General features: G+C 31.7%; 13 protein-coding genes. 1 reads left to right on the top strand and 12 read right to left on the bottom strand.

All coding sequences use genetic code 11. The features are described from left to right. Window positions 1–218: 218 nt before the first annotated feature. The 11 genes from KA856_RS06615 to ccpN form a co-directional block, all read right to left on the bottom strand. The gene (locus KA856_RS06615) at window positions 219–632 is read right to left on the bottom strand and encodes a Fur family transcriptional regulator (RefSeq protein ID WP_119535834.1); all 414 of its coding nucleotides are present in this window, start codon (window positions 630–632) and stop codon (window positions 219–221) included. Next, a complete protein-coding gene (locus KA856_RS06610) occupies window positions 610–1,482 on the bottom strand; it encodes a metal ABC transporter permease (RefSeq protein WP_019469358.1) in 873 nt (290 codons plus the stop codon). The genes KA856_RS06615 and KA856_RS06610 overlap by 23 nt, the downstream gene beginning before the upstream one ends. Next, the gene (locus KA856_RS06605) at window positions 1,479–2,252 is read right to left on the bottom strand and encodes a metal ABC transporter ATP-binding protein (protein ID WP_107386513.1); all 774 of its coding nucleotides are present in this window, start codon (window positions 2,250–2,252) and stop codon (window positions 1,479–1,481) included. The genes KA856_RS06610 and KA856_RS06605 overlap by 4 nt, the downstream gene beginning before the upstream one ends. Before the next feature lie 175 nt (window positions 2,253–2,427). Next, a complete protein-coding gene (locus KA856_RS06600; RefSeq protein ID WP_119535835.1) occupies window positions 2,428–3,318 on the bottom strand; it encodes a deoxyribonuclease IV in 891 nt (296 codons plus the stop codon). A 16-nt stretch (window positions 3,319–3,334) separates the two neighbouring features. After that, window positions 3,335–4,669 (bottom strand): DEAD/DEAH box helicase, encoded by a 1,335-nt coding sequence (locus KA856_RS06595; RefSeq protein ID WP_119535836.1) that lies wholly within the window; start codon window positions 4,667–4,669, stop codon window positions 3,335–3,337. Between the two features lie 263 nt (window positions 4,670–4,932). After that, entirely contained in the window at window positions 4,933–6,036 is a 1,104-nt protein-coding gene (locus KA856_RS06590; RefSeq protein WP_107386516.1) for a Nif3-like dinuclear metal center hexameric protein, read from the bottom strand. Beyond that, the gene (locus KA856_RS06585; protein ID WP_107386517.1) at window positions 6,037–6,717 is read right to left on the bottom strand and encodes a tRNA (adenine(22)-N(1))-methyltransferase; all 681 of its coding nucleotides are present in this window, start codon (window positions 6,715–6,717) and stop codon (window positions 6,037–6,039) included. It lies immediately after the preceding gene. Between the two features lie 66 nt (window positions 6,718–6,783). Next, window positions 6,784–7,890 (bottom strand): RNA polymerase sigma factor RpoD, encoded by a 1,107-nt coding sequence (rpoD, locus tag KA856_RS06580; protein WP_046208153.1) that lies wholly within the window; start codon window positions 7,888–7,890, stop codon window positions 6,784–6,786. A gap of 138 nt (window positions 7,891–8,028) precedes the next feature. Next, window positions 8,029–9,813 carry a DNA primase gene (gene dnaG / locus KA856_RS06575; protein ID WP_210138574.1) on the bottom strand — a complete coding sequence of 595 codons (1,785 nt, stop codon included), beginning with the start codon at window positions 9,811–9,813 and terminating at the stop codon, window positions 8,029–8,031. Window positions 9,814–9,859: 46 nt separating this feature from the next. Beyond that, a complete protein-coding gene (locus KA856_RS06570; RefSeq protein WP_019469366.1) occupies window positions 9,860–10,681 on the bottom strand; it encodes a pyruvate, water dikinase regulatory protein in 822 nt (273 codons plus the stop codon). Window positions 10,682–10,695: 14 nt separating this feature from the next. After that, entirely contained in the window at window positions 10,696–11,319 is a 624-nt protein-coding gene (gene ccpN, locus KA856_RS06565; RefSeq protein ID WP_071560292.1) for a transcriptional regulator CcpN, read from the bottom strand. A 344-nt stretch (window positions 11,320–11,663) separates the two neighbouring features. Between ccpN and KA856_RS06560 the strand changes: the two genes are divergently transcribed. Further along, window positions 11,664–13,055: a glycine--tRNA ligase gene (locus tag KA856_RS06560; protein WP_119535839.1), complete on the top strand. Its 1,392-nt coding sequence runs from the start codon at window positions 11,664–11,666 to the stop codon at window positions 13,053–13,055. A 135-nt stretch (window positions 13,056–13,190) separates the two neighbouring features. Here KA856_RS06560 and recO read toward each other — a convergent pair whose 3' ends face one another. After that, a complete protein-coding gene (gene recO / locus KA856_RS06555; RefSeq protein WP_210138573.1) occupies window positions 13,191–13,949 on the bottom strand; it encodes a DNA repair protein RecO in 759 nt (252 codons plus the stop codon). Between the last annotated feature and the right edge of the window lie 2 nt (window positions 13,950–13,951).

Here is a 13,951-nt window from a genome sequence, read left to right as displayed (position 1 = left end):
ATGAATATGCTTACAAACTTATTCAAAAGTCATAAAATTATATTTGTTATCTTTAGTTCCTTTATTATTATATCTCAAATTAGTGGATTTTAAACATAATAGACAAAGTATTTTAAAAATTCAATATAATTCAGACTATTGACCTATGTTTAGAAGGAAACTTTTTTGTAATAAGCGTCGATTGGTGCTATTTTACATTTAGAGATACACTGGAAATTTTAAGCATGCTGACAAGCTTCACATACTCCATAAACTTCTAATTTGTGGGTGTGGATTGCAACTTTAGGTAAAAACGCTTTTATCTGTTCAATTGGACAAAAATCAATTATTTTTGTATCACCACAGGATTCACAAATAAAATGATGGTGATGATGATCTGTACATGCAATTCTAAATTTCATTTCACCATCGAGTTCCGTGCCCTCAACGATACCTAAATCTTTAAATAAATGTAAATTTCGATATATCGTATCAAATGAAATACCTGGATAATCTTTATCTAATGTTTGTTGTATATGTTTTGCGTTAATATACTTATCTTCTTCTATAAAAACATTTATCATATCTCTTCTTTTATTTGTATATTTGTGTCCTTCTGCTTTTAGAATATTAATTGCTTCGTCTATTTTCATTATTAATAGCCCCTTTCACAGTTTTTAATTTGAACTTTTGATATGACATCATTATTGCTAATAAAAGAACAAGTAATACGACAATCACGCCACCAGGAGAAATATTCATATAAAATGCTAATACTAGCCCTGCTATAACTGAAAATTCTCCAATTAACACACTCAATATAATCAGTTGTTTGAAACCTTTTGTCATACGCATTGCGATAGCTATCGGCAATGTAATTAATGCACTTACTAGTAATATACCTACTACTCTCATAGATGCTGATATGACCATTGCGACTATAATGATAAATAAAAACTGTATCCATTTCGGAATACCTATAACTTTACTATATTCTTCATCGAATGATAGTATGAATAACTCTTTGTAAAATAACAATATAAATGCTAATACGATGATAACGATTGCGATAATGGTTGATAAATCACTGATAGTTACAGCACTAATGGAACCAAATAATAAACCAACAATTTCTTGATTAAAACCATCTGCTAATGAAATAAAAATAGCACTTAATGCTATGCCTGCACTCATTATAATTGGTATCGCGATTTCTTGGTAATTACTATACGATGTCCTAAGCTTTTCGATTAATAATGCACCAATGACTGCGAATAATATCCCAAACCACATCGGATTAATAAATGTAAGTGCAGGTGCAATCGTCACGAAAAACATACCAAAAGAAATACCGCCAAGTGTAACGTGACTTAATGCATCTGCAATTAAAGATAGCCTTCGAACAACAATAAATGCACCGATTAATGGGGCAATAAAGCCAATCAATATACCACTTATCAGAGAGTATCTCATAAAATCAAAATTTAATAATGCCTCAATCATGATGAACAACACTCCCTATTATGTTGATGGTCTACAAATTGAATAGGATGACCATATATTTTAGATATTTCCACTTCATCTAACGACTTAAAATCCTCTGTTGTGCCATGAAAATGTAGATGCTTGTTTAAACATGCTACTTCTGTAGCGGTATCTGCTACAACACCTATATCATGGGTAACTAAAATGATTGTTACTCCTTCATTTTTTAAGGTCTCTAATGTTTCATAGAATTCACTAACGTGTTTTGCATCTATACCGTTAGTCGGTTCATCTAGTATAAGTACTGAGGGGTTGCTAATCAAAGCTCGCGCTATTAATACACGTTGTTGTTGCCCACCCGATAATTCTGCAATATTTTTATTAATTAAATGACCTATATTCAAACGATTTAATACGTCCACCACTTTATGTTCATCATTTTTATTAAACCATTGAAATAACTTTTTACGTTTTGTAAGCCCACTCATAACAACTTCCTTGACACTCGCAGGAAAGCCCGCTTTAAATGCTTGGGCTTTTTGTGAAACATAACTAATTTTATATAAAGATTGCTTTCCATTATATGCTTTGCCATCTACAAATATTTCACCTTTTTGCAAAGGTAAAAGTCCTAATATAATTTTTAGCAAAGTTGATTTACCAGCACCATTTGGTCCAACTATAGCCAAAAATTGACCTTTATTAATTTTAATGTTTATGTTTTCTAATACTTTTTTGTTTTCAAAATAATAATCAATATTTTTTAATTCGAACACTGGAGTAGTCATCTTTTCACCTCGTTCTATACTATACAACTTGTTAACAATTATGTAAATAGTAATGTTTACGAATTAACAAAAAGGATGAAATAGAGCCCAATTATAAATTGAGTTTACTATTCCATCCTTCAAAACATTATTTTATTCAGTACTTTATTTGGTTATTATCCAGTCTTTTTAAGTGTTATTGCATTAAAATTTTATCCTTTAACTCAGGATCAAATTGTTGTTGTTTAAGCATTTCAATTTCAAATTTATACGGTGGTTTTTTATTCTTTTTGTCTTCACCTACATATGGTGTTTCAAGTATTTTGGGAATATCTTTGAACGTATCATGATGAACGATATAATTTAAAGCATCAAAACCGATATAACCAAAGCCTATATTTTCGTGTCTATCTTTATGTGCGCCAATATCATTTTTACTATCATTTACATGAACAACCTTTATTCTATCGATACCAATAATCTTATCAAATTCATTTAATACACCATCGAAATCTTCTTTTACGTTATAGCCTGCATCATGTGTATGACAAGTATCGAAACACACAGATAAACGTTCATTATGCTTAACGCCATCTATAATTCGAGCGATTTCTTCAAAATTTCTTCCAATTTCTGACCCTTTACCAGCCATTGTTTCAAGTGCGATGCGTACATTATTATCATTTGTAAGTACTTCATTTAGTCCTTCTATGATCTTATTAATACCAGCATCTGCACCTTCTCCTACATGTGAACCTGGATGCAATACTATATCTTTAGCTCCTATTGCTTGAGTTCTTTCAATTTCACTTTGTAGAAATTCAACACCTAAATTAAACACATGAGGTTTAACAGTATTCGCAATATTTATAATATAAGGTGCATGCACTACAATATTTGAAAGCCCATAAGTTTGCATCAATTCTTGACCTTGATCAATATTTAATTCTTCTAAAGGCTTTCTTCTTGTGTTTTGTGGTGCACCTGTATAAATCATGAAAGTAGATTCACCGAATTTATGTGCTTCTTCAGCTGAACCTGCTAACATTTTCTTGCCATTCATAGATACGTGAGATCCTAATAACATAGTAGTCACCAATCCTTTATTTATTTTTTCTGGCTTGACGATTTTGTTTCTTACTGAATTTTTTACGCTCTTGACGTTTTAAATGTTCTAGATCACGTTGGAATTTTTTCTTATAGCCAGGTTTTACTTTTTTCTTGTTTCTCTTCACTTTGTTTTTTAATTCGTTTGTTAAATGATCATCTTTATTTTTACGTGATTGTCGTGTATTGTGTGCCTTTATTGGTGTCAATTCATCGTTTTTTATATCAACATTCTCAAATTGATAACCTCGTTGTTCTATTAACGCGATGTTTTCTTCTTCCTCAGGGCTGTATAGGGTAATTGCAACACCTTTATATTGACCTCTACCAGTACGTCCAACACGATGCGTGAAGAAATCAATATCATTTGGTACATCAAAGTTAATGACATGACTTACGCCTTCAATATCTATCCCACGTGAAGCTAAATCACTTGCGATAACAAATTGAAATTCTAAGTTACGAATACGTTTCATTTGTTGTTTACGCTCTCTAGGAGTTAAACCACCATGAATCATACCTAATTTTAATCCCGCAGCATTTAACTGGTCTGCAAGTTCGTTTGCATTATCACGACTATTACAAAATATAATACATAGATATGGATTTAAAATATCAATGAGTTTTATCGTTTTTTCTATCTTTGCCTCTCCCTTTGTTGGAATTAAAAAGAATTCAATGTTTTTGTTATTCTTTTGAACATTTTCAATTTCAACGTATTCAGGATTTTCTAAATATTTATTTAAAAATGGATGTAATGATTTAGGGATTGTAGCGCTAAACACAGCTATATGAGATTGTTCATCTAAGCGTGTAGCAATATGGTCTACCTCTTCTATTAATCCTAAATCAATCATTAAGTCAGCTTCATCCACAACTAAATAAGAAGCTAAGTGCACATGTAAATCCCCATGTTTAGCTAGTTCGTTTATCCGTGTTGGCGTACCTATAATAAGTTGCGGTTGGTTCTTAGCGCGTTGTCTATCTTTTTCAATATCAGTGCCACCAATGAAAAGTTTAACAGATAAGCCACCTTTATAATCAGCTAAATGGCTAGCAACATCAAATAATTGTTGTGCTAATTCTCTTGTTGGTGCAACAATGATTGCTTGTGGTTCTTTAACATCGACATTTATTAAATGTACTAATGGTAATAAAAAGGCGTGGGATTTGCCAGTGCCTGTTTGTGATTGTCCAATTAAGTTTACTTGTTTTAATATTTTTGGAATTACTCTATTTTGTACTTCTGTAGGTTGATTAAAGTTCAAATTTCGTACCGCGTCAATTAAACTAGGGTCTAAATTAAACTTATCAAATGGGTGATTTGCCATGATTTGGCCTCCTTAAATCTTCATCTTTTCTATTATAAAGCATTCACAAACGATTTTGAACTAAATATTTTTTTATCTAACCGTTGATGGTAAATATAGTTTGAAAGTAAGAGAGGCTGGGACATAAAGTAATGCCTCAGCCTAAAGTAAATGGTAGTCGTTGACTGAAATAAAATTTTAAATAATTATCTTTTCCAAATTTCAACTATTCTTAGTCGGAAGGATTAATGAAATTTTATTTCTTCCAGTTATATCAATAACAATTATAAATAATTAAACGGATCCGTGTTGAGTTTAGATGCCTTAATTTCAAAAGTAATATCATCCGGTTTAATCCAATTAATTAATAAGTCACACAAACCATCTTTCATTACATATTCACTATAATGATTAATATCTAATAAGTTAATACCCGCAATTTTTGCATCTAAGGCATCATGATGTTTGATATCACCAGTTATAAAAATGTCTGCGCCTTGTTGATCCGCTTGATACTCAAATCCAATACCCGAACCACCTATAATCGCAACCTTTTTAATCGTTTGCTTTAAATTTCCAATAAATCTAACACTTGGCATTTCCAATTGTGTTTTGACATGCTTCACAAAAGTAGGTGCATCCATCTCAGATTCCAATTCTCCAATCATACCTAAACCGTAATTTGCTTCTTTTTCCATTTCTATAAAATCAAAAACTGGCGTTTCATATGGATGGTTCGTTTTAATTAATTGTTCTGCTAAATGCTTTTGGTTTTCATCAATCATAAATTCTAATTTAAACTCGTTAACTTCTTCGATTTTATCTAATGTTCCAATATGTGGTTGAGCATTACCAGTGGGTTTAAATTGCCCATTTCCTGGGCTCTCAAAGAAACAATATTTATAATTTCCTTCTTCAGCTAAACCTGCATCACTCAAAGCATCTTTAAATGATTTAAGGTTTGCTTCTGGTATAAACACTTGCACTTTATAGTATTTTAAAATTTCTGGGTTCAAGATATGTTGATTATTCAATTGAAGTTTTTCTGCTAACATCGCATTAACACCTTTTGGGTAAACATCTAGATTTGTATGCAAAGCAATTAAATTCATATCATTTTTAATTAACTTTCGTAAAATAGCGCCATAACCATCTTGATGAATGATATTTTTAACACCTTTAAATATGAGTGGATGATGACAAATAATAGTGTTAAAATCATGATTTATTGCTTCATCAACGACCTCATTGGTACAATCTAAAGCGGTTAAAACACCTGAAATTTCAGCAGATTCATCTCCGATTAACAAGCCAACATTATCCCATGATTCTGCAGTTTTAAATGGTACATGTTGATTTATTATTTGAAGTAACGTTTTGACTTTCATTTACAACACCTCATTAATTAAATTGATTTCGTTGTTAATTTCATTTAATCGCTCGCCATGTTTTTCAGAGTCCAAATGACTTTTGATTTTTTGCAATGCTTGTCGTTCTCTTTCCCATTTTTTGAAAAATAATTCATGTTTCTTTTTTAATAAAATCGGTCCAAACTTTAATTCCGATTTAGTAAGTGTTTGTGGCTGTTGTTCACAAAAATCTGCTACGATTATTTCATAGATATGACCTTTTTCTTCTAAAATTACTTCTTCAATAATATTATAATGCATGGATTCTAACAAATTTCTAATCGCGCTAGATTGTATGTTACTTTGTAAAATAAGCCTCGGATGTGCGGTTAATTTTTCTTTACCTTCTTCAAGGATTTTAGCTATTAGTGGCCCACCCATACCACAAATTGTAATGGAATTGATTTGATCATTCGACTGTATTATCGATAATCCATCACCTAATCTAACATCAACATGATTTACTAAATCATGTTCTACAACATTCTTTTTCGAAGCTTCGAATGGACCTTTGATTACTTCTCCAGCAATTGCATTTTTGACTAAATTATTTTCAATCGCATAAATCGGAAGATATGCATGATCTGAACCAATATCTGCTAAGCAATCTCCTGTTATAAATGTACTCACTTTTTTTAATCTTTCATTTAATGTAACCATAAAAGCGCTCCTCTATGTAAATGTAAAAAGCTCTTTTGTACGACAAGGTACAAAAGAGCTGAAAAATTAGTCCATAAAGTCTTTAAGACGTTTACTTCTACTCGGATGTCTTAATTTCCTCAATGCTTTAGCTTCAATTTGACGAATACGCTCTCTCGTAACACCGAAGACTTTACCAACTTCTTCTAGCGTACGTGTTCTTCCGTCGTCAAGTCCAAAACGCAAGCGTAGTACATTTTCTTCTCTGTCAGTTAATGTATCTAAGACATCTTCAAGTTGTTCTTTTAATAATTCATAAGCCGCATGATCAGATGGACTTTGAGCTTCTTGGTCTTCGATAAAATCACCTAAGTGACTATCGTCTTCTTCACCAATTGGTGTTTCTAATGAAACTGGCTCCTGAGCTATTTTTAATATTTCTCTTACTTTTTCAGGTGGTAAATCCATTTCTTCACCAATTTCTTCTGGAGCTGGATCACGACCTAAATCTTGTAATAGTTGTCTTTGTACACGGATTAATTTATTGATTGTTTCTACCATATGCACTGGAATACGTATTGTACGAGCTTGGTCTGCAATTGCACGTGTAATTGCTTGACGTATCCACCAAGTTGCATATGTTGAAAATTTAAATCCTTTATTGAAATCGAACTTTTCAACTGCTTTAATTAAGCCCATATTACCTTCTTGAATTAAATCTAAGAAAAGCATGCCACGGCCAACATATCTTTTGGCTATACTGACTACTAAACGCAAGTTTGCTTCAGCTAATCTTGATTTAGCGACTTCGTCACCTTGTTCAATTCTTTTAGCTAATTCTATTTCTTCTTGCGCATTTAATAAATCGACACGTCCGATTTCTTTAAGATACATACGTACAGGGTCATTAATTTTAACACCTGGAGGAGCACTTAAATCATTAGGATTTAATTTAGCATCTTTGTCAGAACTATCTTTTTCGTTTACCAAACTGATATCGTTATCTGTTAATTGATCAAATAGTTCATCCATTTGATCAGAATCCATCTCGAAGTTTTGCAATTTCTCTGCAATCTCTTCGTGGCTAAGATGCCCTTCTTTTTTACCTTTTTCAATTAAGTGTTTTTTTACATCTTCTAAAGTTAGAGATGGGTCAATCGTTTGCTTTTTAAGTGTAACTTTATTTCCAGACATGAAAAGGCCTCCCGAATATAATATCAACTTGAAACCGTGATATCATTTGATAGATAATCTTAATATTATCTACCCATAATTCATACGATTTATTCAAGTTGTTAAACCCAATAATATACAAATATATTCATTTTTTATTTAATTCATTCTATTTTTATTGAAGTTTACAATTTTTTCTAGGTAATATTTCTGCAACTCTAAATCACCTAATCTAGAAGCCTCCCGTAACTTATGATTAAGCGATTCAATCGTTTCTTCATTTCTATTTGTTAAAAGTGTGTTTAAATAATCATCGATTTCATGTTCATAGGGTTCTTCATTTATCATATAGTTATCCAATGATATAAATGCTTCTTTAATTTCATTTGAATCGATATATTGTAAAACATCACTAATATTAAACGTATCATTCTCAGAATAAAACTCATGTAAAACATAAAATATACGCTTAAAATACTGATTTGTAAAGTCTTCTGATTGAAGTAATTTATGATAATTCAAGAAAATATCCTTATCATTCATAAAGTGTTTTAATAAAGCACGCTCTGCCTTTTCTTGTTTATTTAAATTAGTGAATTGTGGCACACTAGGAAATTGATATGACTGTGGTTGATAATAATCTTCACGTTGTCCTACTTCAATATTTAAACTGTCCATGCTTACTTTAAACAATTCTGACACGTCTTGCAATATTTTTTTACGTAAAATTGAGGACTTCATTAATGAAATGTCATTCGTGATTTCTTTTAAATATCTTTCATATGCCAAATCATTATTTTCAATTTCTTCTTGATGCATGTGCACTTTATAAAGAATGAATGACTTTTTTTCATGTTCAACAAAATAATTAAACGCATCTGCACCGTGTTTTCCAATATACTCATCCGGATCCATGTTTTTCGGAAGTTGTACTACAAATACATTAAAACCTTGTTGTAACAATATTTGACCAGATTTTAAAGTGGCCTCACTACCAGCAAAATCCCCGTCAAACATCAGCGTCACATTTGAAGTGAGTTTTTTCATAAATGCGATATGTTCTTGTGAAATCTGTGTTCCCATACTTGCTACGACTTGATGTAATCCTGCATAATCGGCTTTTATCACATCCATAAAACCTTCGAGTAGAATAATTTCATCATTTTTTCGAATCGCTTTTCTGGCTTGATCAACGTTGTATAATAATCTTCTTTTTTGAAATATCGGTGTTTCAGGACTGTTAAGATATTTTGGCTCTTGATTTGTATATGTTCTCCCTGAATAACCAACAGTTCGCCCTTGTGCATTTGTTAATGGGAACATAATTCTATCTCTGAAACGATCATAATAGCTGAAATTTTCTTCGTTTCTAGACAATAAACCCGCTTCATATGCTAGTTGAATATCATAACCTTTCTTCTGTAAAAAGTCATGACAAAAATTTGCATTTTTAGGCGCATAGCCTATTTTCCGACTATCTATGAGTTCATCAGTAAAACCACGCTCTTTTAAATAATTTAACGCTGCTTCACCTTCAACAGTTTTCTTTAAGGCGTAATGATAATAATCTTGCATTAATTCATGCATTTCAATCATTTGCAAATCTTCAGAAGCAATTTGATGATTAGGATGTTGATCTGACGCTGTCTGAGGCGTTTCAACTTCAATATTTACACGTTCACCTAATAATTTTACTGCTTCAGTAAAAGAAACGTCTTTAATTTCTTGAGTAAATTGAAAGACGTTCCCTCCTTTTTTGCAACCAAAGCAATGGCAAATTTGTTTATCTTCAGAAACAGTAAACGATGGGGTTTTTTCATCATGAAAAGGACACAACCCAATGTAATTGCGTCCTCTTTTTTCTAATTTAACATATTCACTTACTAAATCGAGAATATCCGTTTTCTCTTTAATTTCATTAATTGTTGCTTGTTCAATTCGCAAAATTATCACCTATTAGACAGTAGTTATCATATTATAATAGAATTTCTTATTTTAAGAAACTATTTTGCTCAATGATACTAATAATATCATTTGCAGTTTCTTCAATTGCTTTATCAGTAACGTCTATCACAGGGCAGCCAATCTTTTCAACTAATTCATTAAAGTAATTTAGTTCTTCTACAATACGTTGCTCTGTAGCATATCTTGCACTATCTCCTAAGCCCAATTGTTTTAATCTTTCTTTTCTGATGCGATTTAATTTGTCTTCACTTATCTTTAATGCAATGCATTTTGAAGTGTCAACGTTAAATAAATTATCTGGTGGTGTTACTTCTGGCACAATTGGGATATTCATCACTTTATAACTTTTATGTGCAAGATATTGTGACAGAGGCGTTTTTGAAGTTCTAGATATGCCTAATAGAACAATGTCAGCTTTATCTAAACCTTTTGGATCTTTACCATCATCATATTTTACTGCAAATTCTATAGCATCAATCTTTTTAAAATATGCTTCATCTAATTGATGCACAAGTCCTGGTTCAAAATAAGGTTGTTCATCAATTTTATCTAATAATATATTCATCAGTGGACCCATAATGTCTACAGACTTAATTTGAAATTCTTTTATTTTCGCCTCCATATACTTTCTTATTTCTGGCTTCACTAATGTATAAACAACTATCGCTTCAGTGTCTTTTGCGACTGAGATTACTTCATCTACATTTTCTAAAGCTTCAATATACGGATACCTACTTATTTCACTTTCACATTGATTTGGGTTAAATTGTGAAATGCAAGCTCTTGCTACAAGTTCAGCAGTTTCACCTACTGAGTCAGAAGCAACAATAATTTTAATATTTTCCATTTAATACATACCACCTATTCATTTAGTAAAGAGACAAATATTTTTGTAATTGTTGTTTTAGATATACGGCCCTTAACTTCATATTTTCCATTTTCTTTTTTAATCACAATTGGTAAAGAATCTATTTCTTTTTCAATCATTAGATTTGCAGCAAATATTACACGCTCGTCTTCAAGTACAAAGCTTAAATTAGGCATACGTGTCATTATAATATTAACAGGCATCGTATGTATATCCTTACCTATCATTGACGCACGTAATAAATCCTTTCGAGAACAAACGCCTATAAAATCTCCTTCATTATTTATAACAAACAACGTACTAACATCCTCTAGAAATATTGTACAAATTGCATCATAAACAGACATTTCGTTTTTTACTACTACAGGGTGTGATGCGTAATCTTTAACAATATATTGTTTTAATTGATCAGCAATTAATTTATTTTTTGGCTTTCCAGAATAGTAGTAGCCTACACGTGGACGAGCTTCTAAAATACCAGACATTGTGAGAATTGCTAAATCTGGTCTCAAGGTCGCTCTAGTAAGACTAAGATGTTCTGCTATATGTTCACCAGTAATAGGTCCATTATTTTTGACAATATCAACAATTTGTTGTTGTCTTTTACTCAGTTCTATAAGACTTCACCCCTTTACTCATTACATTTAATTATACATTGAATTATAAATTGCTACAAATACATATATTTACTTGCTAATAATCAACCAATACATTAAAATTGTATTTAAAGCGAGTTAAGGGTGGTGAAAGCTTAACAAAACAATTGGCTACAATTTCAAATGAAGTTTCAAAAGCGAGTGTACACACTAAATTGGGTGGAACCGCGGGTTATTAAAAATTTATTAAAAACACATAAATTTTATGTGATTAAAATTAATTAACTCGTCCCAAGACAATGATTAAGTTTTTTTGGCTTTTTCTTTGTCTTGGGGCGTTTTTTATGTTAAAAGGAGTGGTTTTTTTGGCAAAAGATATGGAAACAATCGTTCAGTTAGCAAAACATAGAGGTTTTGTATTCCCTGGTAGTGACATTTATGGTGGATTATCAAATACATGGGACTATGGTCCATTAGGTGTTGAATTAAAAAACAATATTAAAAAAGCCTGGTGGCAAAAATTTATCACGCAATCTCCATATAACGTTGGGATCGATGCAGCAATTTTAATGAACCCAAAAACATGGGAAGCGTCTGGGCATTTAGGTAACTTTAATGATCCAATGATAGACAATAAAGACAGTAAAATTCGTTATCGTGCAGATAAAATAATAGAAGACTATATGGCAAATGAAAAAGGCGATGAAAATTTCGTTGCTGATGGTCTAAGTTTCGATGAAATGAAACGTATTATTGATGAAGAAGGTATTGTTTGTCCAGTAAGTGGCACTGCTAATTGGACAGATATTCGTCAATTTAATTTGATGTTCAAAACATTCCAAGGTGTTACGGAAGATTCAACAAATGAAATTTTCTTACGTCCTGAAACTGCACAAGGTATTTTCGTCAATTACAAAAATGTTCAACGTACAATGCGTAAAAAATTGCCATTCGGAATTGGCCAAATTGGTAAGTCATTCCGTAATGAAATTACACCTGGTAACTTCATCTTTAGAACACGTGAATTTGAACAGATGGAATTAGAATTCTTCTGTAAGCCTGGTGAAGAAATAGAGTGGCAAAATTATTGGAAAACTTTTGCAAGCCAATGGTTAAAAGATTTAAATTTAAGTGAATCTGCAACGCGCTTACGTGACCATGATGCAGACGAGTTATCACATTACTCAAATGCAACAACTGATATAGAATATCGTTTCCCATTTGGTTGGGGAGAATTATGGGGTATTGCAAGTAGAACAGATTATGATTTAAAACAACATAGTGAACATTCTGGTGAAGATTTCCAATATCATGACCAAGAAACTGGTGAAAAATACCTACCATATTGTATCGAACCTTCACTTGGTGCGGATCGAGTTACTTTAGCATTCCTTTGTGATGCATATGCAGAAGAAGGTGTTGAAGGTAGTAAAGATTCAAGAACTGTATTACACTTCCATCCTGCATTAGCACCATATAAAGCTGCTGTTTTACCATTAAGTAAAAAATTATCTGGTGATGCAATTAAAATATTTGAACAGTTAAGCGCAAACTTTGCAATTGATTTTGATGAATCACAATCAATTGGTAAACGTTACCGTCGTCAAGACGAAATCGGCACACCATACTGTATAACATTTGATTTCGATTCACTAGAAGACCAGCAAGTAACGGTACGAGACAGAGATACGATGGAACAAGTACGTATGCCGATTGCTGAATTAGAAAGTTTCTTAACAGAAAGAGTTAAATTTTAATTTCAATATATCTATCGACCCTTAAAAGTGGTCGAGCTAAATGAAAAACGTCAATTTCTATACAATTTATAGAAATTGACGTTTTTATTATTTATAAAATTTAATGATTGATTGAACTTGACCCTATTTATAGAATTAATTTGAATTATCTAATCTTTGTAATTGATTAATAAGTTTTTGGCTTTTGAAATACATGCCAGCATATTCACTATATAACATTATCATCAATTGCGACATCTCATCAACGATATCTTGATGAATACTTAAAGCGCTCATTTTACTTATCGGTAAGTTTTGTAACACATCTAATAAATAAAGTGTTCTATTGGACAGTAGCAACGCATTTGGATCTTGTTGATTTGCATGATTTGAAATTGCACCATCAAATTTAAAACTATAACCAATGAGCTTAGATTGGTCGTCATCACCAGTGACAACGCAATGATTAAATATTGCGCTGAAGCCAAACTTTGACATTGATTTAATCAATACGATGACTGACATCAATTGAGCGGATACACCACTTTTAATTTTAGCTAATACAAAGTGTAATAACTCGTAACTAAATTGCGAAAGTTCATCATTTTCAATGGATTGATCTATCGTTTCAGTACATAAACTAGCGTAACTACTCTCATAAATATCTAATCGCAAATGGTAATTTTGGTCGATGACATCTACAGAACTTAAAGTTCCCATGCCTTTCCATTTGGAATAAATAAACAAGCCATACACAAATAGTTGCGTATTAGCTTGCAAACCACTCTTACTCTTTTTGGCGCGTCGAACCATAAGTGGAATTTTTGCACCATATTCATTTAAAATTGTGATGATTTTATCGGATTCGCCATAATCAATTGTTTTAATAATAATACCCTTTTGTTTGATTAACATTT

This window comes from Staphylococcus sp. GDB9P120P (assembly GCF_017893435.1).
In the GTDB taxonomy this organism is placed as follows: domain Bacteria; phylum Bacillota; class Bacilli; order Staphylococcales; family Staphylococcaceae; genus Staphylococcus; species Staphylococcus cohnii.
Note: the sequence above shows the minus strand (reverse complement) of the source record. Positions and strands in the feature narration are given on the sequence as shown.

Coding starts and splice junctions, on each gene's coding strand:
- recO (WP_210138573.1), bottom strand. CDS start 13,949: ATGTTAATCAAACAAAAGGGTATTATTATTAAAACAATTGATTATGGC.
- KA856_RS06615 (WP_119535834.1), bottom strand. CDS start 632: ATGAAAATAGACGAAGCAATTAATATTCTAAAAGCAGAAGGACACAAA.
- KA856_RS06610 (WP_019469358.1), bottom strand. CDS start 1,482: ATGATTGAGGCATTATTAAATTTTGATTTTATGAGATACTCTCTGATA.
- KA856_RS06590 (WP_107386516.1), bottom strand. CDS start 6,036: ATGAAAGTCAAAACGTTACTTCAAATAATAAATCAACATGTACCATTT.
- rpoD (WP_046208153.1), bottom strand. CDS start 7,890: ATGTCTGGAAATAAAGTTACACTTAAAAAGCAAACGATTGACCCATCT.
- KA856_RS06600 (WP_119535835.1), bottom strand. CDS start 3,318: ATGTTATTAGGATCTCACGTATCTATGAATGGCAAGAAAATGTTAGCA.
- KA856_RS06570 (WP_019469366.1), bottom strand. CDS start 10,681: ATGGAAAATATTAAAATTATTGTTGCTTCTGACTCAGTAGGTGAAACT.
- KA856_RS06595 (WP_119535836.1), bottom strand. CDS start 4,669: ATGGCAAATCACCCATTTGATAAGTTTAATTTAGACCCTAGTTTAATT.
- KA856_RS06585 (WP_107386517.1), bottom strand. CDS start 6,717: ATGGTTACATTAAATGAAAGATTAAAAAAAGTGAGTACATTTATAACA.
- KA856_RS06605 (WP_107386513.1), bottom strand. CDS start 2,252: ATGACTACTCCAGTGTTCGAATTAAAAAATATTGATTATTATTTTGAA.